Consider the following 24,907-nt stretch of genomic DNA (forward strand, 5'->3'; position numbering starts at 1 on the left):
ACTCGCCAGTAGGTGTCGCAGAACACACCTTCGCGGGACCGCATACTAGGCTTAGGCCTACCCGTTGCGGGCCTATGGATACCAAAGGAGCTGTCGTGCGAGAAATCATTGTCCCGCCCCTGGTGAACGTCGATCCGGACACCAACGTCACCGAACTCGTGGTACGCCAGGCGGCCAAGGCCTCGAACCCTGCGCTGTTCTCGCGGCTCGACGCAGCGGGCCAGTGGCAGGATGTCCGCGCCACGGATTTCTTGGCCGACGTCTCAGCCCTCGCCAAGGGCCTCATGGCCAGCGGCGTGGCTGCCGGCGACCGGGTGGGCATCATGTCCCGCACCCGCTACGAATGGGCCCTGATCGACTTCGCCATCTGGTTCGCCGGCGCCGTCTCCGTCCCGATCTACGAGACCTCTTCCCCCTCACAGGTGGCCTGGAACCTCGGCGACTCCGGTGCCGTGGCCGCTTTCGGCGAATCCGCGCACCACGAAGACATCATCCGGCAGGCGGCCACCTCCGAAGGCCTTGCCGCCCTGCAGCACGTCTGGCAGCTCGAGGGCGACGGCCTGGACGAGGTCCGTGCCGCCGGTACCGGGATCAGCGACGCCGAGCTCGAGGAGCGGCGCCGCCAGGCGTCCCTGAACGACGTCGCCACGATCATCTACACCTCCGGCACCACGGGCCGGCCCAAAGGCTGCGAGCTGACCCACGGCAACTTCGTGGAACTGTCCGAGAACGCCCTGGCCACGTCGCTGGGCACGATCGTCCACGAGCAGGCCAGGACCATCATGTTCCTGCCACTGGCCCACGTCTTCGCCCGCTTCATCTCCGTGCTCGCGGTTGCCGCGGGCGTCACGGTGGCGCACACACCGGACATCAAGAACCTGCTGCCGGACCTGCAGAGCTACAAGCCGACCTTCATCCTCGCCGTCCCGCGCGTCTTCGAAAAGGTCTACAACTCAGCCCTGACCAAGGCCGAGGACGGCGGCAAGGGCGCCATCTTCCACCGCGCCGCGGACACCGCGATCGAATACTCCCGGGCCCGGCAGGCCGGCAAGGTGGGCCTTGTCCTCAAGCTCAAGCACTCCTTGTTCGACAAGCTCGTGTATGCCAAGCTCCGGAACGCCATGGGCGGCCAGGTCTCGCATGCGGTGTCCGGCGGCGGCCCGCTCGGCGAACGCCTGGGCCACTTCTTCCAGGGCATCGGCCTGCAGATCCTGGAAGGCTACGGGCTGACCGAAACCACCGCGCCGGTCACCGTGAACACCCCGGACCTGATCAAGATCGGCACCGTGGGTGCTCCTATTCCGGGGAACGCCGTCAGGATCGCGGACGACGGCGAGATCCTCGCCAAGGGCGTGTGCGTCATGCGCGGCTACTACAAGCGCGATGACCTGTCCGCCGACGCTTTCCACGACGGCTGGTTCCGCACCGGGGACATCGGCCAGTTGGATGAGCAGGGATTCCTGACCATCACGGGGCGCAAGAAGGAAATCATCGTCACGGCTGGCGGCAAGAACGTGGTCCCGGCCCTGCTAGAGGACCAGATCCGGGCAGACGCCCTGGTCTCCCAGGTGCTGGTGGTGGGCGACAACCGCCCGTTCATCGGCGCCTTGGTCACGCTCGATGAGGAAGCCCTCCCCGGCTGGCTGGGGCGCCACGGACTCCCGGCGTCGACCTCGCTCGCTGACGCGGCCGAGAACCCGGCCGTCAAGGCCGCGGTCCAGGAACTCATCAACCACGCCAACCAGTCGGTGTCCCAGGCCGAGGCGATCAAGTCCTTCCGGATCGTGCCGGCCGACTTCACCGAAGCCTCCGGCCATCTGACCCCCTCCATGAAGGTCAAGCGGGCCCAGGTGCTCAAGGACTTCGAGACCGTGATCGAGGAAATGTACAACGCCAAGCGCCCCACCCTCGCCTAGGCAGCTCCCGCGCCACAAAAACGAAGGGTCCTTCCAGCTCCTGCCGGAAGGACCCTTCGTTGTTACCGCTATTCGACGACGAGCAGCAGGTCGCCGCCCTGGACCTGCTCCACCGCGCCGACGGCGAGGCGCGAGACGGTGCCGCCCACCGGCGTCGTGATGGAGGCTTCCATCTTCATGGCCTCGATGGTGGCAACGGTGTCGCCGGCTTTGACAGTGTCGCCGGCCTTGACGGTCAGCGTGACGGCGCCGGCGAACGGCGCAGCCACCTGGCCAGGCTGCGTGGTGTCGGCGCGTTCGGCGGCCTTGACGTTGCTCACCACGGAACGGTCGCGGACCACGACGGGCCGGGACTGGCCGTTGAGCGTGCACATGACGGTGCGCATGCCCTTTTCGTCGGGCTCGGAGACGGCCTCAAGGGAGGCGATCAGCCGGACGCCCTTCTCGAGCTCGATTTCGTGTTCCGCACCGCGCTGCAGCCCGAAGAGGTAGTCGCGGGTATCCAGCACCGAAAGGTTGCCGTAGGACTCAACACTCTTCAGGTAGTCCTTGGTGGGACCGGCGAAGAGCAGGCGGTTGAGCGTGCGCTGTCGGGTCTTGGAGTCGCCCTGCAGCGCAGCGCTATCCTCGGCGCTGAGCTCGACGTCGCGGACCTTCACGGTGCGCCCCTGCAGGGCCTTCGTGCGGAAGGGCTCCGGCCAGCCGCCGGGCGGGTCGCCGAGTTCGCCGGAGAGGAAGCCGATCACGGAATCCGGGACATCGTACTTCTGCGGGTTCTCGTTGAAGTCCGCGGGATCGGCGTTTAGGCCCACGAGGTGCAGGGCGAGGTCGCCCACCACCTTGGAGGACGGCGTCACCTTGACCAGGCGGCCCAGGATGCGGTCCGCCGCGGTGTACATGTCCTCGATCGCCTCGAAACGCTCGCCAAGGCCCAGTGCCATCGCCTGCTGGCGCAGGTTGGACAACTGCCCGCCGGGGATCTCGTGCTGGTAGACCCGGCCGGTGGGGCCCGGCAGGCCGGATTCGAACGGTGCGTAGACCCGGCGGACGGCTTCCCAGTACGGCTCCAGGGCGCACACGTTCGCCAGGCTCAGGCCGGTGTCGCGCGGCGTGTGGGCCAGTGCGGCGACGAGGGCGGAGGCCGAGGGCTGGCTGGTGGTGCCGGCAAGCGAGGCCGATGCCACGTCCACGGCGTCGACGCCGGCGTCCACGGCCGCGAGCAGCGTGGCCAGCTGGCCGCCTGCGGTGTCGTGGGTGTGCAGGTGAACCGGGAGGTCGAACCGTTCCCGCAAGGCCGTCACAAGGCGCGCCGCGGCGGCAGGGCGAAGAAGCCCGGCCATGTCCTTGATCGCGAGGATGTGTGCCCCGGCGTCGACGATTTTCTGCGCCAGCTCCAGGTAGTAGTCCAGGGTGTAGAGGGTCTCCTCCGGGTCCAGCATGTCCGCGGTGTAGCAGAGGGCGACCTCGGCGACGGCGGTGCCGGTCTCGCGGACGGCGCGGATTGCCGGGGCCATCTGGTTGACGTCGTTGAGGGCGTCGAAGATCCGGAAGATGTCGATGCCCGTGGCGGCGGCCTCGTTGACGAACGCCACCGTGACCTCCTCCGGGTAGGGCGTGTAGCCCACGGTGTTGCGACCGCGGAGCAGCATCTGCAGGCAGAGGTTCGGCAGTGCCTTGCGCAGGGCGGCGAGCCGGTCCCACGGGTCTTCGCCGAGGAAGCGCAGGGCGACGTCGTAGGTCGCACCGCCCCAGGCCTCGACCGACAACAGCTCCGGGAGCAGTTTGGACACGGCCGGTCCGGCCGCGACGAGGTCGCGGGTGCGCACCCGGGTGGCGAGCAGGGACTGGTGCGCGTCGCGGAAGGTGGTGTCCGTGACGGCAACGGCGTCCTGGGCGCGCAGGGACCTGGCGAAGCCTTCCGGGCCCAGCTCCAGGAGCCGCTGGCGAGACCCCGGCCGGGCTGCGGCGTCACTGAGGGCCGGAAGCTTGTCGGCCGGATTCGTGTGGACCGTCAGTTCGCCGTTGGGCTTGTTGACCGTGACGTCCGCGAGCCAGGTCAGCAGCTTGGTGCCGCGGTCTGCGGAGACCCGCGCCTTCAGCAGCTGGGGCCTTTCGTCGATGAACGAGGTGGCCACATCCCCGGCGACGAAGTCGGGATCGTCCAGGACGGCCTGCAGGAAGGAGATGTTGGTGGACACGCCGCGGATGCGGAATTCGGCAAGGGCGCGGCGGGCGCGGGCGACGGCGGCAGGGTAGTCGCGGCCACGGCAGGTCAGCTTGACCAGCATGGAGTCGAAGTGCGGGCTGATCTCGGCGCCCGAGTAGACGGTGCCGCCGTCGAGCCGGACACCGGCACCGCCGGCAGAACGGTAGCCGGTGATCTTGCCGACGTCGGGCCGGAAACCGTTGGCCGGGTCCTCGGTGGTGATGCGGCACTGCAGCGCCGCGCCCTTGAGCTGGACGGTGTCCTGTGAGAGGCCCAGGTCCGCGAGGGTCTCGCCGGCGGCGATGCGCAGTTGTGCCTGAACGAGGTCGACGTCGGTGACCTCCTCCGTGACCGTGTGCTCGACCTGGATGCGCGGGTTCATTTCGATGAACACGTGCTGGCCGGCGCGCTCCCCGACTGTGTCGACGAGGAATTCGACCGTGCCGGCGTTGACATAGTTCAGTGCCTTCGCGAACTTCACGGCGTCGCGGTACAGCGCCTGCCGGATCCCTTCGTCGAGGTTCGGGGCCGGCGCGATCTCAACGACCTTCTGGTGGCGGCGCTGGATGGAACAGTCGCGCTCGAAGAGGTGCATGATGTTGCCCTCGGCATCGGCCAGGATCTGGACCTCGATGTGGCGGGGGCGCAGGACGGCCTGCTCCAGAAACATGGTGGGGTCGCCGAACGCGGCATCGGCTTCGCGCATGGCGGCCTGCAGGGCCTCCGGGAGAGCGTCGCGGGTGTCGACGCGGCGCATGCCGCGCCCGCCACCGCCGGCGACGGCCTTGGCGAAGATCGGGAAGCCGATTTCATCCGCGGCGGCGATCAGTTCGTCCAGGTCTTTCGAGGGCTGGCTCGACTTGAGCACGGGGACACCGGCCTTGCGGGCGGCCTCGAGGGCGGCCACCTTGTTGCCTGCAAGTTCCAGGACTTCCGCCGGCGGCCCGACGAACGTGATGCCGGCCTCCTTGGCGGCCCGGGCCAGGCGCGGGTTCTCGGAGAGGAAGCCGTAGCCGGGGTAAATGGCGTCCGCACCGGACTCCTTGGCTACGCGCACCACCTCGTCAACGTCAAGGTACGCCCGGACCGGGTGCCCCTCCTCGCCGATCAGATACGCCTCGTCGGCCTTCTGGCGGTGAATCGAGTTACGGTCCTCGTTGGGAAACACGGCGACAGTCTTGGCACCCAGCTCGTAGCCCGCGCGGAAAGCGCGAATCGCGATTTCCCCGCGGTTGGCCACCAGAATCTTAGAAAACATACTTCTCCTGCTTCATCGCGGGCGTATCGGTAAGTGCTCACAGTGTCTAAGACCCGTGCGGGCAAACACAAATCATTGTGGCCACCGTCACAGCATTATCCGTCACGGACGCGGCGTTGGGCAGGGCCTGCGGCTTTTCGCTTGTCTCCCGCCCCGGCCGGTTTGCGGGGTTCTGCGTCCTCGTCGCCGGATGAAACGGGTTTCGTCGGAGCATCAACATATGATGAGTGGGTGCGTGGCGCATGCACGCCCCGGCTCCGGAGAACGCGGGAGCCGGCACCACCCCGTCTCGGCAACCGGCGTTAGGTATTGGTTTTTCAAGTGCAAGTAGTGAGCATCAGCAGCCTCAAAGGCGGTGTCGGCAAGACATCCGTGACCACCGGACTGGCGTCGGCGGCATTGGCCGCAGGCATCCCGACCCTCGTCGTCGACCTTGACCCGCACGCTGACGCCAGCACGGCCTTGGGCGTCAGCCCGGACGATCAGCTCGATATCGGCAGGATGCTGCGCTCTCCGCGGCGCGCGCGCCTGGCGGACAACGTGGTTCCCAGCGGCTGGGTGGAACATGCCAGAATCAACGGCAGTTCCACCGGCGCCCTGCAGGCCGGCGCTGCACGGTCCGCCTCCTCACCCTCCGTTCTGGATGTCGCTGTGGGCTCGGCCTACACCGGTATATACGACCGGCCCGACCTCGGCCGCCGCGACCTCCGCAGGCTCTCCGCTGTTCTGGCCGGCGCCGAGAACTATGAGCTCATCCTGGTGGACTGCCCGCCGTCGCTGAACGGCCTCACCCGGATGGCGTGGTCAGCGAGCGACAAGGTGACCCTGGTGGCCGAACCCGGGCTCTTTTCTGTGGCCGGCACGGAGCGCACCATGCGCGCCATCCAACTGTTCCGGCAGGAATTCGCTCCCAAGCTGTCCCCCGCCGGCATCGTGGCCAACCGGGTGCGCAGCGGCTCGGCCGAGCACGCCTTCCGGCTATCGGAGATGGAGTCCATGTTCGGCGAGCTGCTGCTGACTCCGCACATCCCGGAGCAGGCCAACTGGCAGCAGATCCAGGGCGCCGCCCACTCGATCCACCACTGGCCCGGGGACTCGGCCAAGAACGCGGCGGGACTCTTCGATACCCTGTTGCAGAACCTCCTGCACCCCAATGGCCTGGCCACCGCTGGCTCCGTCCGCGACCGCAGCCAGCGCTGAACACGGCGACGACGCTCCCGAACAAAGAACCACAGCAGACAGAACCGAGGCCGCCTTCCCACAAGGGAAGGCGGCCTCAGACTGTTCTGTAAGAGTTCGCTAGCCGATCTTACGCGCCGCGCGGCGCTTGCTCAGTTCGTCGTCGGGAAAGGATTGGTCCGCGGCGTGTTCGCTGGGAAGGGCAGCGAGGCTGCCTTCAACCTCGCGCCAAACACGGCCGACGGCGATGCCGAACACCCCCTGGCCGCCCTGGACAAGATCAATCACTTCGTCGGCCGAAGTGCACTCGTAGACACTTGCGCCGTCGCTCATGAGCGTGATTTGTGCAAGGTCCTCGACACCGCGTTCACGGAGGTGCTCGACGGCGGTGCGGATCTGTTGCAGTGAGACGCCGGTGTCCAGAAGCCGCTTGACGACCTTGAGGACCAGAATGTCGCGGAAGCCGTAGAGTCGCTGCGAACCGGAGCCGGCCGCGCCGCGGACGGCGGGCTCAACAAGTCCCGTGCGTGCCCAGTAGTCGAGCTGGCGGTAGGTGATGCCGGCCGCCTTGCAGGCGGTGGGGCCGCGGTAGCCCGCGTCTTCGTCCAGAACGGGAAGATCCTCGGTGAACAGCAGGCCTTGGGCACCGCTGGCGGGCACAGCAACGCCAGCCGTCGCGGCCTGTTTGAGCTCGCCTGCTTCGCCTTTCGGACTCACGTGGATCCTCCTTGTCGTGAGTTCCCCTGAGTAAGTTGCATCGGCAGCAATGTATGTGAATAGCTGCATGACACAGGATGATGATTCCATCCGTGTAATTCAGCCGGGGCTGCACTTTCCAGTGTGACTTGCGCGGCTACCGTATGCAATGGGAACTTGTACCTCCGACGTTAGGCCTGCCAGGGCCCAAGGTCAAAGACGTTAGGGGTATTCCGCGGGCGTGTCGAAAGTTTCATTCTCGGCTTTAACCTTTAGCGTCTTTCCATCGGCCCCAGACGTCTCAAAAACCCCATCCGTCACAGGCGTTTCAGCAGTCTCAGCCGCCTCACTGGCCCCTGCTGCGGCGGGCGTTCAGCCGCCGAAGTCTTCGGGTTCGACGTCGTCGAGGAATTCGCGGAAGCGCCGCAGTTCCCCTTCCTCATCCACGGCGGGACCGGGATGCGTGTCCTCGCCCTCGTCGTGTTCGGTGATCCGGACGCCGGCCTCGTCCATGACGGCGTCGGCGCACCAGATCCGGCACTTGGCGCGCAGGGCCAGGGCCAACGCATCCGAGGCGCGGGAGCTCACGGTGGTTCCGTTCTCGAACTGCAGCTGTCCGTAGAAGATGTTGTCCTCCACCGCCACGATGTTGACGCTGACGATGGTGTGTCCCAAGGCTTCGACGACGTCCACCAGGAGGTCGTGGGTCATCGGCCGGGGCGGGACAACCCCCTGCTGGGCCAGGGCGATGGCACTGGCCTCCGGGGTCCCGATCCAGATCGGCACGTGGCGCTCACCATGGATTTCCTTGAGCAGGACAAGCGGCTGGTTGGACGGCAGCTCAATCCGCACGCCCACAATCTCCACCTCAATCATCAGATGTCCATCCTTGAGATGCGGTCGTGGACCAGCGCCTGGTGCAGTGACAGGCAGAGGTCGCTGATTTCCCGGGCTGCCTCGGCGGCCCGGGCGTGGGAGGCTGCGTCTTTGCGCGAGGTCAGGGTGGCCACTGCGCGTTCCACCAGCCCGAATTCACGGTCGGCGGCCGCCTGGAAGGGGCGGAGGTGCCGGGGCTCCAGGCCGTGGCTTTCCAGCTGGACGCAGGCCCGCGCCACTTGCAGGGCGTGCTCGTCGAACTTGCCGTTGACGTGCCCGATCAGCCCGTAGCTCAGGAGCGATTCCAGGAGCGGGACGCTCGCCCCGGATTCGGCCCGGAGCTGTTCCTCGCTGAGCCTGCGGGCACGGCTCTGGAGCTCGCTGGCGAGTTCTTCGGAGACGATCCGCGGGGAGAGCGTGACGCCGGCCGGCAGGTTCTCCGGCCGTTCGCCGCGGTCGATCGCGTCCAGGTAGTCCTTGATGACCTTCAGCGGCAGGTACTGGTCGCGCTGAAGCGACAGGACGAAACGCAGCCGTTCGACGTCGTTCTCGGAGTACTGCCGGTAGCCGGCAGGCGTCCGCTGCGGGTTGATGAGCCCCTTTTCCTCAAGGAACCGGATTTTTGACGCCGTCATGCTGGGGAAGTCGTCGCTCAGCTGAGCCAGGACTTCCCCGATGTTCAGAACCTGGGGTCCGCGCCGATCCGCATGTGCCGTGGCCACAGGCAGCTACCCCGGAATCAGACGTTGCCTGCTGCGCGGGCAGGGCTCAGATAGAAGGTGAGGCGGAACTTTCCGATCTGGACCTCGTTGCCGGACTTCAGTTCCACGGCGTCGACGCGGTCGTGGTTCACGTAGGTGCCGTTGAGGCTACCGGTGTCCACTACCTCAAAGCTGCGCGCCGTGCGGCGGAACTCAACGTGCCTGCGGGACACGGTGACGTCGTCGAGGAAGATGTCGGCGTCCGGGTGGCGGCCCGCCGTCGTGACGTCGGAGTCCAGCAGGAAGCGCGCTCCGGCGTTGGGGCCGCTGTGGGCCACGAGCAGGGCCGATCCGAAGGGCAGGGCTTCGACCGCGGCCCGCTCCTCTGCGGAGAGCTTCGGGGTGAAGGTGGGTTCGTCGCGCACTGGAGTGAGGTTGATCGACGTGGTCTCCGAAGCTTTCACTCCACCCGTGCCGTAACCGTCACCGGTGTCGTTCCGTTCGTGCCCAAACATTGAGTCCTCCTCATTCGTTGCAGGTGTCCCCCCTGCAAACAACGCATGCCGTCCGGGAAAGCCTCGCAGTCCCGGTAATCAGCCTTTCGGCGGGGCGGGGCTGTGTCTTGTCATCCCAACAACACTCCCCCGCGACCCGGCCCGAACGACCTATGTCTTTAGCCTACCTGCTGTTCATACTCGGATGCACTGAGCAGCGACTCAATCGCGTCGGCCTCCGCGAGCTTGATTTCGATCAGCCAGCCCTCTCCGTAGGGATCGGAGTTGATGAGGGCGGAATCGGTGTCCAGGGACTCGTTCCGGGCCACGACCTCACCCGTCACCGGGGCGTAGATGTCACTGACGCTCTTGGTGGATTCGACCTCGCCGACGACGTCGTTGGCCTTGATGGTTGTCCCGACTTCGGGCATCTGGGCGTACACGACATCCCCGAGGGCGTCCTGGGCAAAATCGGTGATGCCCACGCGCACAACCCCGTCGGCGTTGGGGGCCGAAACCCATTCGTGTTCTGCGGTGTAGGACAGTTCTTCGGGAATGATGCTCATGACGGGCCTTTCGTCGGGTCAATCACCTGTGGCGGCGGCAGCAGTTTGTTCTATCCGCCGCTGAAAGTATAGGCCGATCCGGAAGTGTCCGGGCAACAGAAAACCCCGCCGTTACCAGTCATGTCCGGGAACGGCGGGGCAACTGTTTGTACGCGCTTCTAGGGGAGGAAGTACCCCGCGAGGTCGGCGATGAGCTGGGCGGATCCGGAGGACCGGTTGAACAGTGACACTTTGCCGTCCGGGCCGAGCGCCACCGAGACCAGGTTCGGTACCGTCTGTCCGGCGGAGAAGTTCAGGTTGGACGCATTCGGCAGCCCGGAGCCGTTCGGGTAGGCGGTGATGAAGCCGAAGGACGTGGGCGAGGTGACGGTGAGGTTGAACACTGCTGCCAGGGCACCGGTGGTGACGCCGTTGGCGCCTGCGACCTGAACGGATACCGCTGTATTGGCTGCGACGGGTGCGGTGTTCCGGGTGTCCAGGATCCGGGTGAGGCCGGCCGCTTTGAAGGCGCCGGTCGCGGTCGGTGTGCCGGGCAGGTAGTAGCCGGCGACGTCGGCGATCAGCTGGGACGTGCCCGAGGAACTGTTGAACAGCGTCACCTTGCCGTCGGACCCGACCGGGACCGTGACCAGGTTCGGGACCGTCTGACCGGCGGAAAAGTTCAGGTTGGACGCATTGGGCCGGGCCGCACCGGACGCGTACGCGGTCACGAAGCCCAGGGACTTCGCCTGGGTCACCGTCAGGTTGAACACCACGGCCGCGACCGAGGCGGGGATTCCGTTGGCCCCCGCGACCTGGAACGACACCGCGGAATTCGCGCCGACCGCCGAGGAGTTCCGGGTGTCCAGGAGCCGGGCCGGCGAGAGGCTCTTGAAGGAACCGCCCGTCGCCGGCGTTCCGGTGACGTAATAGCCCGTCACGTCAGCGATCAGCTGGGAGGACCCGGAGGAACTGTTGAACAGGGCGACCTTGCCGTCGGCCCCGACCGGGACGGTCACCAGATTCGGTACCGTCTGGCCGGCAGAGAAGTTCAGGTTGGACGCGTTCGGACGGGCGGCGCCCGAGGCGTAGGCCGTGATGAAGCCGACGGACCGGGGCTGGGTCACCGTCAGGTTGAACACCACCGCCGAGACCTTCGCCGGGATCCCGTTGACCCCCGCGACCTGGAACGACACCGCGGAATTCGCACCCACAGCCGAACTGTTCCGGGTATCAAGGACCCGGGTCGGGGAGACCGGGGTGTACGTCCCCGGAAGCTGCGGGATGGTCGCACCCGCTGTGCCTGCCTTGATCACCACATCATCGATGTAGCTGTCGCCGGACTGCTCCAGGTGCTCGGCGCCCAGCTGTATCCGGGTGACCGTATTAAAGCCCGTGGCGACAGTCTTGCTTGAATAGAGCGGCAGGTCATCAAACCACGCCTCCACAGTGGAGGACCCCCCGTTGGCCACCACGTGCATGACCAGGTGGTGCCACGTGCCAAGCTGCACGTTGGGCGACAGCGTCTGGTAGGAGAACACTCCGGCCTGGGTGGGCGACGTTACCCGCAGCACCAGGTCGCCGTTGTCGTTGCTGCGGAACACATCCAGCATTCTGGTGCTGCCATTGAAGAACCTGAAATAGGGGACATCGTTGCCCGCCAGACCGGCCCGTGTGATGTTGAACCAGCCGTCCGTGTAGACCTCATCGCTGCCGGACGGCAGCGGGGCCGAGAAATTGGCCAGGGAAGTCGGATCGGTGGTCACGTGCAGGTACGCCGAACAGAGTCCGGAGTGGTGCTGGGCGGAGGAGACGTCCGCCGTGCCGGTCCCGCCTGTGACGGGTGTGCCGAACCCTTCGGCGGTGATGCTGCCGGACTCGAAGTTGGCGGCCACCACGGTCTTTCCCGGGTACTGGTTGGTGGGCGCCGGCGTCCCGGGCTGACAGGTAACCGCGGAAGCTGGACTCGCGCCAACGACCAGTCCCAGAACCAAGACATTCAGCGCGGCCATCACGCCGGCCCGCAACAGTGTGTTCATTCGTCTACCCGCCCAGCCGAGGTATTCATGTCGGGTGAAAGACCCGATCCTTCGTCTGCAGTTGCCGGCGGCCCGGGATGCGGCCTGACCGCCGCCCCGATGGCGCTGTTCCTGCGATGCTGAGTGCAGGTTACCGAGCCTCACCTTTGGGAAAACTTGCCTGAATACGGACTGGACACGGGCTGGACACGGAACTACTCCGGGAAACAGAAAACCCCGCCATTCCTTTGTCAGGAATGGCGGGGTTCTTTCTGTTGGTCGGGCTGACAGGATTTGAACCTGCGACCCCTTGACCCCCAGTCAAGTGCGCTACCAAGCTGCGCTACAGCCCGCTGGTTCCACCGTTCTCCGCCCGGAAGGCGTCCTGGTTTATCTCCAGGATTTCTTCCAAGCAGTCCGGCCGAACCACCTCCAAAAGCTTACACGATCCCGGAGGGTGCCCGTGACAATTTCGCGCTGTCACGGCAAGGTGTGTCGGAATTAACGTTTCTTGCCACGCTTTTCGCGAACACGCATGTTGACTTCGATCGGCGTGCCCTCGAAACCGAAGGTTTCGCGGAGCCGTCGGGTGATGAAGCGGCGGTATCCGGGATCCAGGAATCCGGTGGTGAAGAGCACGAACTTCGGCGGCCGGCTGGAAGCCTGCGTGCCGAACAGGATGCGGGGCTGCTTGCCGCCGCGGACCGGGTGCGGGTGTGCTGCCACGAGTTCGCCGAGGAACGCGTTGAGGCGACCGGTGGGGATGCGCTTGTCCCAGCTTTCCAGTGCGGTGTCCAGGGCCGGGACCAGCCGGTCCTTGTGCCAGCCGGTCTTGGCGGAGATGTTGACGCGCGGGGCCCAGGCCACGTGCGCGAGGTCCTGGTCGATTTCGCGTTCGAGGTACCGGCGGCGCTCATCGTCGAGGAGGTCCCACTTGTTGAAGGCGAGCACCAGGGCGCGGCCGGATTCGATGGCGAGCTGCAGGATGCGCACGTCCTGCTCGCTGAGCACCTCATCCACGGCCAGGAGCACGACGGCGACCTCGGCCTTTTCAAGCGCGCTCTGCGTCCGCAGGGAGGCGTAGAAGTCGGCACCCTGGGCCATGTGCTGGCGCCGCCGGATGCCGGCGGTGTCCACGAACCGCCACGTGCGTCCGCCGAGTTCGATGAACTCATCGACCGGGTCGCGGGTGGTGCCGGCGGTGTTATCCACCACCACACGCTCGGAACCGGCGAGCTTGTTCAGCAGGGAAGACTTGCCGACGTTCGGGCGGCCGATGAGGGCGACGCGGCGGGGTCCGCCGGAGCGCTCAAGGCCTTCGATCGTGGAGAACTCCGGGAGGGTGTCCATGACGTGGTCCAGGAGGTCGGCCACGCCGCGGCCGTGCAGGGCCGAGACAGGGTACGGTTCGCCGAAGCCCAAGCCCCAGAGGGTTGCGGAGTCGGCTTCCTGCGCGAAGTCGTCGACCTTGTTGGCCACCATGATGACCGGCTTCTTCGACTTGCGCAGCATCTTCATGACGCCTTCGTCGGTGGCGGTTGCGCCCACGGCGGAGTCGACGACGAACAGGACGGCGTCCGCGAGTTCCACAGCCATCTCGGCCTGCTCTGCCACGCGGGCGTGGATGCCGCGGGCGTCGTGTTCCCATCCGCCGGTGTCCACCACGGTGAAGTTGCGGCCGTTCCAGTGCGCCGAGTACATGACGCGGTCGCGGGTGACGCCGGGGGTGTCCTCGACGACCGCCTCGCGGCGGCCCAGGATCCTGTTGACCAGGGTGGACTTGCCGACGTTGGGCCGGCCGATGATGGCCAGGACAGGATCGAGCTTGACCGGACCGTCAAAGTCCTCGTCGTCGAAGTGGCCGCTCAGCAGGGCGGCATCGTCCTCGTCCAGCTCGTAGTCGTCCAGGCCGGCCCGCAGGGAGGCGGCGCGGAGCTCCGCCTCCTCGTCGTCCAGGGCGGCGAGGTGCTCAGCCACCTGGTCGGTGCCGGTGGGCGTGTATTCGTCTTCGCCGGCGCCGAAATTGCCGGAGGTTTGAGTCGTATCGCTCATTGCACTTTCCTTAGGTGGTGATCTGCCGGCGTCCCGGCTACTGCTTCATGACGTTGGTGCGGGGATTCCGCGTGGGGCAAGGGCTGCCCGGTTCTTTGGATCGAGTCCTGGACATGGCGGGCCAGCGCGGCCCGGATTTCGGTTCCCGCCCTGTCCATTGAAACACGCCCGGTCTCACCGGGCCTGCGGCTGACGTTGATGGCCCCGCCGAAGCTGACGTGCAGCCGGCGGCGGGGTGCGGGAACGCTGTCCAAGTGTTCGCCGCCAATCCTTGTGCCCAGGATGGACACGGGCACAACGGTGGCGCCGGAGTTGAGCGCCAGCCAGGCGACGCCGTTGTTGATCGCGGCCGCCGCACCGCTCCCCCGCGTGCCTTCGGGCAGAATCCCGACGCACCGTCCGGCGTCGAGCAGGCTCCGGGCCGCGGTCAACGCCGCACGGCCGCCGCGGCGGTCGACGGGCAGTTGGCCCGACGCCGTGAGCACCCGGCCGAGGAACCCGGTGAACATCTCCTGCTTGACGAGGATGTGCATGGCCCGGGGCGACGCGCCGAACATGACGGGCCCGTCGAGGAAGCTGATGTGGTTGCCGGCGAAAATCACAGGTCCGGTGGCCGGGACGTTGGACCGGCCCGTCACCGAGGTGCGGTAGACGATGTGGTCCAGGAGCCAGCCCACGGGCCGACTCCACGCCGTCGTCCAACGGCCGGGCAGGGAGGCCTGCAGTGTCGCCGGCGTTCCGGTGCGCCCGTCAGTCACCGTGGGCGGCCCTGTGCTGGACGCTGTTTGGCTGGACGCCGCCTGGCTTGACGGCCGGGTGGTTGATGACGGTGTCCACGATGTCGAGGGCGGCCTGAACCGTCTCGTCAAAGTCCAGGTCCGAGGAATCCAGGGTGACGACGCCGTCGGCGGCCGTGGTGAAGTTCACCACGGTGGAATCCTTGGCGTCGCGGCGGGTGACCTGGGCCGCCAGCTGCTCGGCATTCTGGCTCCCGCCCAGCTGGATGCCGCGGCGGCGCAGCCGCGCTTCTTCGCTGGCGGTGAGCAGCATCCGCACCTCGGCTCCGGGCGCGACGACGGTGGTGATGTCCCGGCCCTCCACCACCATGCGGCGGTGGTGCTTTTCGATCAGTTCGCGCTGCCGGCGGATGAGTTCCGTGCGCGCGCCCAGGGTGGTGGCGACGGCGCTGACAGCGGCGGAAATGGCGGGCTCGCGGATGGCGAGCGTGACGTCGTCACCGCCGACGCGGACATATTCTTCCTGGGGGCTCGTGCTGACCTCCAGCGGCAGGGCCTTGGACGCGGCCTCCACCGCGGCGCGGTCCTCCAGGTCCATGCCGTTCTGCAGGCAGAACCATGTCAGGGCGCGGTACATCGCACCGGTGTCGAGGTAGGCCAGCTTGAGCCGTCGGGCCACCTCTTTGCTGACGCTGGACTTGCCGGAGCCGGAGGGTCCGTCGATGGCGACCACAAGGCTTTTTCCGGGGCGGACCACGGTCACTGTTTCGATGAGTTCCTGGGTCATTACTGGAGTACCCGCCATCCACGGTCGTTAAGGGCTTCTATCAGGAGGTCGTGCTTGTTCGGCAGGACGGAAATTTCCACCATGCCCACGTTTTGTCCCGAGGAGTGGTCGAGACGCAGGTCCTCGACGTTGACGCCGATCTCGCCGATCTCCGTCAGAAGCTTCGCGATCTGGCCCGGCGTGTCGTCCACCAGGACCGTCAGCCACGAGTAGGCCTGCGGGGGTCCGCCGTGCTTGCCCGGAATCCGAGCCTGGCCGGCGTTGCCTTCGCTGATCAGCTGGGCAAGGTCCAGCCGGGCACCGGGGGCGGTCGGTGCCTCCAGCGTGGCGATCAGCCGGTTGAGGTCCTCGCGGACCCCGTGCAGGATCGCAACCACCTTGTCCGCGTTCGCACCCAGGATCTGGACCCAGAGCGTGGGATCGCTCGCGGCGATCCGGGTGACGTCCCGCAGGCCGTTTCCGGCCAGAGACAGCGCGTGCAGGGGGGTGCCCTGCAGTCGGCTGGCCACGAGCGAGGACATCACTTGCGGCAGGTGGGACACCAGCGCCACGGCTTCGTCGTGTTCGTCGGCGGCGAATTCGGACACGACGGCGCCAAGGTCGACGGCCAGCGCACGCGCCACCTGCAGGGACTCCGGCAGCGTTTCTTCCGCCGGGCACACAACCCACGGCATGGATGTGAACAACTCGCCGCGGGCTGCGACGGGGCCGGATTTCTCGCGGCCGGCCATCGGGTGGGTACCCACGTAGCGGCCCAGGTCGGCTCCGCGACCGCGGAGGTCGGCCAGGATGCCTGCCTTCACACTCGCGATGTCCACCACGACGGCGTCCGGGTAGTCCTGCAGCGCTTTGGCCACGACGTCGGCCGTGACGTCCGGCGGCGCAGCCACCACGACGAGCTCCGGCTGTTCCCCGTCAAGGCGCGCCAACGGCAGGCCGGCGCCGATGTCGACGGCGACGGCCTGGTTGGTGGGCGAGGGGTCCGAGAGGAACACGGCAACGCCGCGCCCCCGCAGCCCCAGCCCGATGCTGGTGCCCAGGAGCCCGGCGCCCAGAACGACCACCGGACCGTTGAGGTGTCCGCGGCCGTGCATGCGAAAGGCGGACATGCCTACAGCCCCACAGATGCCAGTAGGTGGCCGACTTCCTGCTTGCCGAGGTTGCGAATGCTGCCCTGGCGCTGGTCGCCCAGCCCGATGGGACCAACCTTGACGCGGACCAGGCGCAGCACGGGGAAGCCGACAGCGTCGAACATGCGCCGGACGATGCGGTTCTTGCCCGAGTGCAGCACGACCTCAATCAGCACGTGGCCCGGAGTCGAGTCCACGAGCTTGAAGGAATCCACCGAGGCGATGCCGTCTTCGAGCTCGACGCCCGCTTTGAGTTCGGCGCCAATGCCCTGCGGGAACGGACCGCGGACCTGCACAAGGTAGGTCTTGGGCACTTCGTAGGAGGGGTGCGTCAGGCGGTTGGCGAGTTCGCCGTCGTTCGTCAGGAGCAGCAGCCCTTCGGTGGCGACGTCGAGACGGCCCACGTGGAAGAGGCGTTCGCCATGGTGGTTGCGCACGAAGTCGCTGACGCACGGGCGGCCGTCCGGGTCCTCCATGGTGGAGACAACGCCCTTGGGCTTGTTGAAGACCATGTAGACCATGTTCTCGTCCAGCTGGATTCGCAGGCCGTCGACGTGGATCACGGCGGTCTTCGGGTCAACGCGCATGCCGAGCTCGGTGACGACGTGGCCGTCGACCTCGACGCGGCCTTCGGCGATCATTTCCTCGCAGACACGCCGCGAGGCGACGCCGGCGGAGGCCATGACCTTCTGCAGGCGGATGCCGTCGGCGTCGTGCAGCTCAGACTGAGGCACCTCGCGGCGCGGTCCGCGGTTACGGGCGGGCTTACGCACCGGTCCGAGGTTCTGGCCGAAACGTTCGCTGCCGAAGGCGCGGGGGCCGGCAGCCCTGGCGGCGCCGGTGCGCGGCTTGGGCTTGAGCGCACCGGGAGTGCCGGGCTCCTTGCCGAAACCGGGCTTCCTGGCTCCGGGCTTGCGGGCCGCGCCCGTGCCGGTCGGACCTTTCGACTTCCAGTCACCGGAGGCCGGCCGGGACGCCGGGGCGCCGGGAGCCTGCAGGTCCGGATCGATGAAGGCCTCTTCGCGAGGCTTGGGGTGCTTGAAGGGGCGGTCGCCGCCACCCTTGGAGAAGTCACGGCCCCCCTTGCCGCCGGCTGCGCGCGGGGCGCCGCCCTGGACCGGGCCGCGGCCGGTGCCGCCCTGGCCGGTCTTGCCTTGACCGGCGCTGCTGCGTCCGGCACTGCTTTGTCCGGCGCTGTTGCGTCCCGAACTGTTACGTGGTGAACCCTGGCGTCCCGCCTGTGTCATGACCCGTCCTTACGTTGGTGGCCTGCGGCCGCTGTCTCCCGACAACACCCGCCGGCCGGGCAAATTGTTCTGCCCGGTGGATACTCGTGTGCAGGCGTTTGCCTGCACTGATACTGCTTACATTCTTCCTGCGTCGTAAAACTCCTCGATGCCTTCCAAGCCTGGAAGGTGGGGGGAAAGCTGCGGCAATTCAGCCGTCGAGCCGATTCCCATCCGCTCAAGGAAATACGATGTCGTCCGGTACAGGATGGCTCCGGACTCGGGATCGGTTCCCGAATCCTCGATCAGCCCACGCTGCGTCAGCGTCCGCACGACAGAGTCAACATTGACTCCTCGAATTGCAGACACCCGCGCCCTTGAAACGGGCTGGCGGTAAGCGATGACGGCGAGCGTTTCGAGCGCCGCCTGCGTCAGCCTGGCTGTTTGGCCCTCCAGCACGAACCCGCCCACGATCTCGGCGAACTCCGCACGGGAATAGATCCGCCAGCCTCCGGCGATATTCCGCAATTCAAAACCCCGGGGGGCGGCATTGTTGCCGTCAGTATTGCCAGTGTTGCTACTGGTCTGGCTGGCGACGTCCGCATCCGGGGCATTAACAGTATAGCCGTTATACTCCCGCTGCAGTTCAGCCAGCAGGGAGTCGACGACGTCGACCGTCAGGTTCAGTCCGGCCGCCAGGGCCGTGGGGGTGGCCGGCTCGTCGATCACCATCAGGACAGCTTCGAGGGCCGCGCGGGCGCCGCCGGGCAGGCTGGCGAGGTCGGGTCCCGTGTCCGGCCCTGCGTCCGGTCCGGCGTCTTCGGCTTCGCCCCGCGGCGCCTCAGGGAGTCGTTCGTTCACGGCTGGTCCTCATATTCTTCACTCAGATTTTCGCTGCTCCACCCGTGGGAATCGGCCGTCCAGTGCACGGTCAGGTCCCCGAGCGGCAGCAGCTGGTCAAAGCCCACTGCGCGGTCGCGGAACAGCTCCAGCAGCGCCAGGAAGCGCGCCACCACCACCAGGGTGGATTCGGCGTCGGCGATCAGCGCCCGGAACGTCAGCGGCGTGCCCAGCCGCAGCCTGTTTCCCAGCAGCTCGGCCTGTTCCTTGACGCTCACGGGCGTGCCGTGCAGGTGCGCCAGGCCCACTTCAGTGGGGGCCGCTTCCTTGGGCTTGAGGGCGGCTTCGGCCAAACCGGCGAACTGCTCCGGGGTGTGCCGCCAAAGCAGTTCCGGCAACAGGGCCGCGAAGTGCCCCTCCAGGGCGACCTGCCGGGGGAAGCGCCGGGCTTCGAGCTCGAGGGTCGAGCCGATCATGCCGGCCACCTGCTTGAAGGCCTTGTACTGCAGCAGCCGCGCGAACAGGAGGTCGCGGGCCTCCAGCAGGGCGATGTCCTCCTCGTCCTCGACCTCGCCCGCGGGCAGCAGCCGGGCCGCCTTGAGGTCCAGGAGGGTGGCCGCAATCACCAGGAATTCGCTGGCCTCATCGAGGGCCCACTCCTCCCCCAGCCGCTGCAGGCCCCTGATGTACTTGATGAATTCGTCAGTGACGGTGGACAGCGCCACCTCGGTGATGTCCAGCTGATGCTTGGAGATCAGGCCGAGCAGGAGGTCGAAGGGGCCTGTAAAGTTAGCGAGGCGCACTTCGAATCCGGGCTTCTTCCCGGCGGGGCCGTCCGGGACCTCGGCAACTTCCGGAACCGCAGCAACTGCCGGATCCGCGGGTTCCACGGGCATGTCGAGCTCCGCCGGCGGAGAGAAGGCGCCTGCCATGTTCCTGGCTAGGGCGCGCCGCCGCGCGAAATCAACTCTTTGGCCAGGCGGCGGTAGGCGTCTGCACCGACGTGGTTGCCCGCGTAGGTAGTGATGGGTTCGGCCGCCACCGTGGCGTCGGCAAACTTGATGGAGCGCTTGATGACGGTTTCGAAGACCTTGTCGCCGAAGGCCTCGACGAGGCGGGCGATCACCTCGCGTCCGTGCAGGGTCCGGGCGTCGTACATCGTGGCGAGGACGCCATCCACCTGCAGGCGCGGGTTGAGCCGGTCCTGGACTTTGTCGATGGTTTCCACGAGCAGCGCGACGGCGCGCAGGGCAAAAAATTCGCAGATCAGCGGAATAATGACGCCGTGGGCGGCGGTGAGCGCGTTGACGGTCAGGAGCCCGAGCGAGGGCTGGCAGTCGATCAGGACGACGTCGTAGTCGTCCTCCACCTTCTTCAGTGCACGGTCCAGGACCTGCTCGCGGGCGACCTCGTTGACCAGCTGCACTTCGGCGGCGGAGAGGTCGATGTTGGCCGGCAGCAGATCCACGTTCTCCACGCCGGTCTTCTGGATGGCGTCGCGGATGTCCACCTTGCGGTCCATCAGCACGTTGTAGACGGTGAGGTCGAGCTCGTGCGGGTTGGTGCCCAGGCCTGCGGACAGGGCACCCTGCGGATCGAAGTCCACCAGGAGCACGCGGCGGCCGTATTCGGCCAGGGCGGCGGCGAGGTTGATGGTGGACGTGGTTTTACCCACTCCGCCCTTCTGGTTCACCATGGCGATAACCCGCGCAGGGCCGTGGGAGGACAGCGGCGCGGGCTCCGGAAAGTCGCGTTGGGGGCGCCCGGTGGGGCCCATGACGGCGTCGTCCAGATCGAGTTCGGTGCCTTCCAGAGTTGCTGAACCCTGTTCGCTGCTCACGTATCTATCCACACTTTCGATGACGGTGATTGTCGTGCTCGGTATTGCTCGCCAAGCTCCCGGACTAGGCTCCGGAGCCGAGCGTGTTTCCTCCCAAGGTTACAGCGCCCGACACGGTATTCGGCGGACCTTGACAACCACCGTCATCTGAGCCTTGACCTTCCGGTAGAAGTCGAAGGTTACTGCCGGAAATGGAATGGCAGCGTCGAGCGGGACGCCGGGCCGCCGCGGCGGGACCCCTGGTCCGCAGCGGCAAAGAACCTGCCCGGACGCTGGTGGGCGTCCGGGCAGTATTCCGTGATTGGCGGGTCAGGCGTACCCGGCTACGCGTAGGCCGGGGCGGTCGGGACCGGCTCGGCCTGCGGCTCCGGGGCCGGGCCGTGGCCGGCGATCATGGTCTCTTCGTCGAACGGCTCGGCACCGGCAAGCACGCGGTCCACCCGGCCGCCGTCGATCTCCTTGACCCAGGTGCCGATCAGCACGGTGGCCACAGCGTTGCCGGTGAAGTTGGTCAGTGCCCGGGCCTCGGACATGAAGCGGTCGATGCCCACGATCATGCCCACGCCGCCCAGCAGCTGCGGGGCATGTGCCTGCAGTCCGGCGGCCAGGGTGGCGAGACCGGCACCGGTGACACCGGCGGCACCCTTCGAGGCGATGATCATGAAGATCAGCAGCGAAATCTGGGCGCCCAGGTCCAGGGGCGTGCCCATGGCGTTGGCGACGAAGAGCGATGCCATGGTCAGGTAGATGGCCGTGCCGTCCAGGTTGAAGGAGTAGCCGGTGGGAACCGTCACGCCCACGACCGGCTTGGACACACCGAGGTGTTCCATCTTCGCGATCAGGCGGGGCAGCGCAGCTTCGGAGGATGAGGTGGAGAAAATCAGCAGGTACTCACGGGCGAGGTATTTCATGAGCCGGAAGATGTTGACGCCTGCGACCACCTTGAGCAGGCCACCGAGGATCACCACGATGAACAGTGCGCAGGTGATGTAGAAGGCGGCCATGAGCGTGAACATGCTGAAGATGGCCTGCACGCCGGTGGCACCGACGACGGAGGCGATCGCACCGAAGGCGCCGACCGGGGCCAGCCACATGATCATGATGAGGATGCGGAACACCAGGGCCTGTCCGTAGCCGACGGCTTTGAGGATCGGGGCTCCCTGCGGGCCCATCTTCTGCAGGGCGAAGCCCACCAGGATCGCGGCGAGGAGGGTCGGCAGGACGGGGATGTCCCCCGGGATGATGCCTAGCAGGAAGTCGACGGTGCTGTCGACGGCCGCCTTCTTGTTCGGATCGTAGGGGGCGAGGTTGAGGCCCGCGCCCGGATGGATCAGGTTACCGACGACCAGGCCGATGGCCAGGGCGAAGGTGGACATCACCATGAAGTAGATGAGGGCCAAGCCGCCGACCTTGCCGACGGTGGCGGCCTTGGCGATCGAGCCGATACCCAGGACGATGGTGCAGAAGATCACCGGGCCGATCATCATCTTGATGAGTTTGATGAAACCGTCACCCAGCGGCTTGAGGGATTTGGCGGCCTCGGGGAACAGCAGCCCGACGACGGCACCTGCGATCACGGCGACGATGACTGCAATGTACAGGTAGTGGGACTTATCGAGCCCTTTGCGCTTCTTGGCCGGCGTTGCCGCCGGTGCTACTGACTCTCCTCGTTGAGAGGCCATGGTGTTCTCCTTGGATAGGCTGGACTTTCGCGCGGTCCCGGCTGTGGTCCTCGCGGCCGTTCGTGTGTGTAACCCATCATTGATGACGGGGTGACGCACATCACCCTTGCGTTCATATTGGTCATGGAAGGTGTTGATGATCCACCGCTGGAGCATCGCGCGGAGGCTGTTTGTGGCCCAACTGCTGTTCATCGTGGCGCTGACGGCGATCGTGGGAACGGCCACCTTCGTCGACGCCCGCGATCATGCCTACGACGAGGCCGGACGCCGGATGGAAGGCATTGCCACCGCGGTGGCGGACGCTCCCTTCGTCGTGCAGGCGGCGAGCGCCGCCGACCCGTCCGCCCTGCTCCAGCCGTATGCCTTGAAGGTCACGAACGATGCCGACGCGGATTTCATCACGATCATGGCGCCGGACCGGACCCGGTGGACGCATCCCCGGGACGAGGAACTGGGCAAGCCCTATATCGGGTCGATCGATGAGGCCCTCAGCGGACGGGTGTTCACGGAGGTCGTGGCCGGCACCCTCGGCCCGTCGGTGCGCACCATCGCCCCGGTCAAGGATGCCGACGGCAAGGTCCGGGCGCTCGTGGCCGCGGGTGTGACCGTCCGGACGGTGGATGTGGCGGTCTCCAGCAGGCTGCCGGCGCTGCTGGCCATTGCCCTGGCGCTGCTGGTGGTCGGTTCTGTGGCGTCGTGGCTCCTGGGGCGTTACCTGCGCCGGGTGACCCGCGGCTGGGGTCCCGAGGAATTGGGCCAGCTCTTCGCCTACTACGAATCGGTGCTGCATTCGGTGCGTGAGGGCGTGATCCTGATCGATCCCAAGGGCAAAGTGGTGATGTACAACGACCAGGCCGCCGAGCTGCTGGGGCTGCCTAAGCAGTCTTCCGACGGCCATCCCGCTGCCGGCACCGCAGGACGCGGGCGCCAGGCGGCGCCGTCCCTCTCGGATATGCCGCTTGCAGCCAGCCTCAAGGAACTCTTCGAATCGGGACGGACCGCCCACGATGAGATCCACCTGACCGGGTCCCGGGTCCTGGTGGTAAACCAGGGGCCGGCGGTTGGCCCTGCATCGGCCGCGGGCCGCCAGCGGAGAGCGGCTGCCGGCGCCCCCGTCCACGGCGCCCACGTCTACGGGACGGTGGCAACCATCCGGGACCGGACCGAAATTGAATCCCTCGGCAGCGAACTGGAAACGATGCGTACGCTCTCGGACGCGCTGCGCGCCCAGACCCACGAGCACGCCAACCGGCTCCACACGATCGTCTCCCTGATGGAACTGGGGCGGGCCCCCGAGGCCCTCGACTTCGCCACGAAGGACCTGGAACTGAGCCAGCGCCTGACCGATGACCTGGTGGGTTCCATCGAGGAACCGGTACTCGGCGCCCTGATCATGGGCAAGGCAGCCGAAGCGCACGAACGCGGCGTCGAACTGACCCTCAACACCAGCGGATCCACGGCCGTGACGGGGCTCGCCGTGCAGGACCTCGTGGCCATCCTGGGGAACCTGCTGGACAACGCGATCGACGCCGCGGCCGAGGCACCGCCTCCCAGGCTCGTGGAGCTGTCCGTCGTGACCACCGGGGCCGCCCTCGAGATCACGGTGGAGGACAGCGGACCGGGAATTGACCCCGCGGCCGTGGACGACGTCTTCCGGCACGGCTTCAGCACAAAGACGCCGGGACCCTTCGGGCGGGGCCTGGGCCTGGCCCTGGTCCGCCAGGCCGTGCATCGACTGGGCGGTACCATGACAATCACCAGCCCCGCCGGAGCTCTATTCCGCGTCACGCTGCCGGTTACAACACCGCCGGTCACAACAGAGGAACAGCCATGAGCGACATCCGGGTGCTCGTCGTCGAAGACGAGCCCATCGCCGCCGCGGCGCACGCCGCCTACATCGAGCGGATTGACGGTTTCACCTTGGCCGGCACCGCGCCCGACGGGCAGTCCGCCCTGCGCCTGCTCACGGACTTCGCGGCGGCGGGCAACCCGGTGGAACTGGTGCTGCTGGACATGAACCTCCCGGACCTGCACGGGCTGGACATCGCACGCCGCATGCGGGCGGCCGGACTCTTCGCGGACATCATCGCCATCACCGCCGTGCGGGAATTGAACATCGTCCGCAGCGCGGTGGCCACGGGCGTGGTCCAGTACCTGATCAAGCCCTTCACCTACGCCACGTTCGCGGACAAACTCGCCAGCTACCGGCTGTTCCGGGAACAGCTCGCCGGCCCCCGGACGGGAAAGCCCGGGGCCGGCGCCTCCCAAAGTGATGTGGACCAGGCATTTGCGAGCCTGCGGGCCCCTTCCGAAGTGTCGCTGCCCAAGGGCTTGTCCGTCTCCACGCTGGAATCCGTCAAGGACTTCATCGAGCGGCAGTCCGGGGCGGTGTCAGCCAGCGAGGTCATGGCGGCGCTCGGCATGTCCAGAGTCACCGCGCGGCGCTACCTCGAGTACCTTGCCGACGCCGGCACGGTTTCCCGCGCCGCACGCTACGGCACTCCCGGCCGCCCGGAGAACGAATACCGCTGGAACCGGCCGCCGTCGTCAGCCGCGCGGCCATAACCAGCACTGCCCCGCGGCCACTCCCGCACCGGGCGTCACGCAGCGCAGAGTTTCAGGATGGCTATTTCGGCACGACGGCGGATTCCCGCCGTCGTGCCTTGGGAACGGCCTGCGGAGGAGCCCAAAGACCTGCCCTGCGTGACGCGGGACTGGGGCCGC

20 protein-coding genes and 1 tRNA gene are annotated in these 24,907 nt (G+C 67.0%); 4 read left to right on the forward strand and 17 right to left on the reverse strand.

What is annotated here, in order from left to right; all coding sequences use genetic code 11:
* The first annotated feature begins 95 nt into the window (after positions 1-95).
* Complete coding sequence (locus ACVWYS_RS11765) at positions 96-1,916, forward strand: AMP-dependent synthetase/ligase (protein WP_456509785.1); 1,821 nt, start codon at positions 96-98, stop codon at positions 1,914-1,916.
* Between the two features lie 68 nt (positions 1,917-1,984).
* On the opposite strand, the gene ACVWYS_RS11770 is transcribed toward ACVWYS_RS11765, so the two are convergent.
* A complete protein-coding gene (locus ACVWYS_RS11770; protein WP_344362240.1) occupies positions 1,985-5,380 on the reverse strand; it encodes a pyruvate carboxylase in 3,396 nt (1,131 codons plus the stop codon).
* 321 nt (positions 5,381-5,701) lie between these two features.
* Here ACVWYS_RS11770 and ACVWYS_RS11775 point away from each other — a divergent pair, with 321 nt between their 5' ends.
* Positions 5,702-6,580: a ParA family protein gene (locus tag ACVWYS_RS11775; protein ID WP_344362242.1), complete on the forward strand. Its 879-nt coding sequence runs from the start codon at positions 5,702-5,704 to the stop codon at positions 6,578-6,580.
* 99 nt (positions 6,581-6,679) lie between these two features.
* Here the strand turns inward: ACVWYS_RS11775 and ACVWYS_RS11780 are convergent, their stop codons facing one another.
* From ACVWYS_RS11780 to ACVWYS_RS11855, 16 genes are all read right to left on the reverse strand, one after another.
* Entirely contained in the window at positions 6,680-7,276 is a 597-nt protein-coding gene (locus ACVWYS_RS11780) for a MerR family transcriptional regulator (RefSeq protein WP_018772320.1), read from the reverse strand.
* A 351-nt stretch (positions 7,277-7,627) separates the two neighbouring features.
* Positions 7,628-8,131, reverse strand: coding sequence for a bifunctional nuclease family protein (locus ACVWYS_RS11785; protein WP_091255089.1), 504 nt, complete (start codon positions 8,129-8,131; stop codon positions 7,628-7,630).
* Positions 8,131-8,853 carry a transcriptional regulator FtsR gene (gene ftsR / locus ACVWYS_RS11790; protein WP_026266235.1) on the reverse strand — a complete coding sequence of 241 codons (723 nt, stop codon included), beginning with the start codon at positions 8,851-8,853 and terminating at the stop codon, positions 8,131-8,133. Before ftsR ends, ACVWYS_RS11785 begins: the two co-directional genes overlap by 1 nt.
* 17 nt (positions 8,854-8,870) lie before the next feature.
* On the reverse strand, positions 8,871-9,347 hold the full coding sequence (locus tag ACVWYS_RS11795; RefSeq protein WP_091255088.1) for an FHA domain-containing protein: 477 nt from the start codon (positions 9,345-9,347) through the stop codon (positions 8,871-8,873).
* A gap of 158 nt (positions 9,348-9,505) precedes the next feature.
* A complete protein-coding gene (gcvH, locus tag ACVWYS_RS11800) occupies positions 9,506-9,892 on the reverse strand; it encodes a glycine cleavage system protein GcvH (RefSeq protein WP_344362250.1) in 387 nt (128 codons plus the stop codon).
* Between the two features lie 158 nt (positions 9,893-10,050).
* Entirely contained in the window at positions 10,051-11,910 is a 1,860-nt protein-coding gene (locus ACVWYS_RS11805; RefSeq protein ID WP_456509786.1) for a hypothetical protein, read from the reverse strand.
* Positions 11,911-12,165: 255 nt separating this feature from the next.
* Positions 12,166-12,242 (reverse strand) — tRNA-Pro (locus ACVWYS_RS11810).
* A 148-nt stretch (positions 12,243-12,390) separates the two neighbouring features.
* Entirely contained in the window at positions 12,391-13,941 is a 1,551-nt protein-coding gene (gene der / locus ACVWYS_RS11815; RefSeq protein ID WP_456509787.1) for a ribosome biogenesis GTPase Der, read from the reverse strand.
* Complete coding sequence (locus tag ACVWYS_RS11820; RefSeq protein WP_456509060.1) at positions 13,938-14,618, reverse strand: lysophospholipid acyltransferase family protein; 681 nt, start codon at positions 14,616-14,618, stop codon at positions 13,938-13,940. Before ACVWYS_RS11820 ends, der begins: the two co-directional genes overlap by 4 nt.
* A 73-nt stretch (positions 14,619-14,691) precedes the next feature.
* Positions 14,692-15,465, reverse strand: coding sequence for a (d)CMP kinase (cmk, locus tag ACVWYS_RS11825; protein WP_456509788.1), 774 nt, complete (start codon positions 15,463-15,465; stop codon positions 14,692-14,694).
* Entirely contained in the window at positions 15,465-16,574 is a 1,110-nt protein-coding gene (locus tag ACVWYS_RS11830) for a prephenate dehydrogenase (protein ID WP_344362262.1), read from the reverse strand. The genes cmk and ACVWYS_RS11830 overlap by 1 nt, the downstream gene beginning before the upstream one ends.
* 2 nt (positions 16,575-16,576) lie before the next feature.
* Positions 16,577-17,842 carry a pseudouridine synthase gene (locus ACVWYS_RS11835; RefSeq protein WP_116767547.1) on the reverse strand — a complete coding sequence of 422 codons (1,266 nt, stop codon included), beginning with the start codon at positions 17,840-17,842 and terminating at the stop codon, positions 16,577-16,579.
* Positions 17,843-17,959: 117 nt separating this feature from the next.
* Entirely contained in the window at positions 17,960-18,553 is a 594-nt protein-coding gene (scpB, locus tag ACVWYS_RS11840; RefSeq protein WP_344362267.1) for an SMC-Scp complex subunit ScpB, read from the reverse strand.
* Between the two features lie 125 nt (positions 18,554-18,678).
* A complete protein-coding gene (locus tag ACVWYS_RS11845) occupies positions 18,679-19,593 on the reverse strand; it encodes a segregation and condensation protein A (RefSeq protein WP_456509789.1) in 915 nt (304 codons plus the stop codon).
* 8 nt (positions 19,594-19,601) lie between these two features.
* Positions 19,602-20,501: a ParA family protein gene (locus tag ACVWYS_RS11850; RefSeq protein WP_456509790.1), complete on the reverse strand. Its 900-nt coding sequence runs from the start codon at positions 20,499-20,501 to the stop codon at positions 19,602-19,604.
* A gap of 323 nt (positions 20,502-20,824) precedes the next feature.
* A complete protein-coding gene (locus ACVWYS_RS11855) occupies positions 20,825-22,183 on the reverse strand; it encodes a cation:dicarboxylate symporter family transporter (protein WP_344362273.1) in 1,359 nt (452 codons plus the stop codon).
* Positions 22,184-22,319: 136 nt separating this feature from the next.
* On the opposite strand from ACVWYS_RS11855, the gene ACVWYS_RS11860 reads away from it, so the two are divergent.
* Positions 22,320-24,017 (forward strand): sensor histidine kinase, encoded by a 1,698-nt coding sequence (locus ACVWYS_RS11860; protein WP_344362276.1) that lies wholly within the window; start codon positions 22,320-22,322, stop codon positions 24,015-24,017.
* A complete protein-coding gene (locus ACVWYS_RS11865; RefSeq protein ID WP_344362278.1) occupies positions 24,014-24,748 on the forward strand; it encodes a response regulator in 735 nt (244 codons plus the stop codon). Before ACVWYS_RS11860 ends, ACVWYS_RS11865 begins: the two co-directional genes overlap by 4 nt.
* Positions 24,749-24,907 lie beyond the last annotated feature (159 nt).

This window comes from Arthrobacter sp. TE12231 (genome assembly GCF_054062895.1).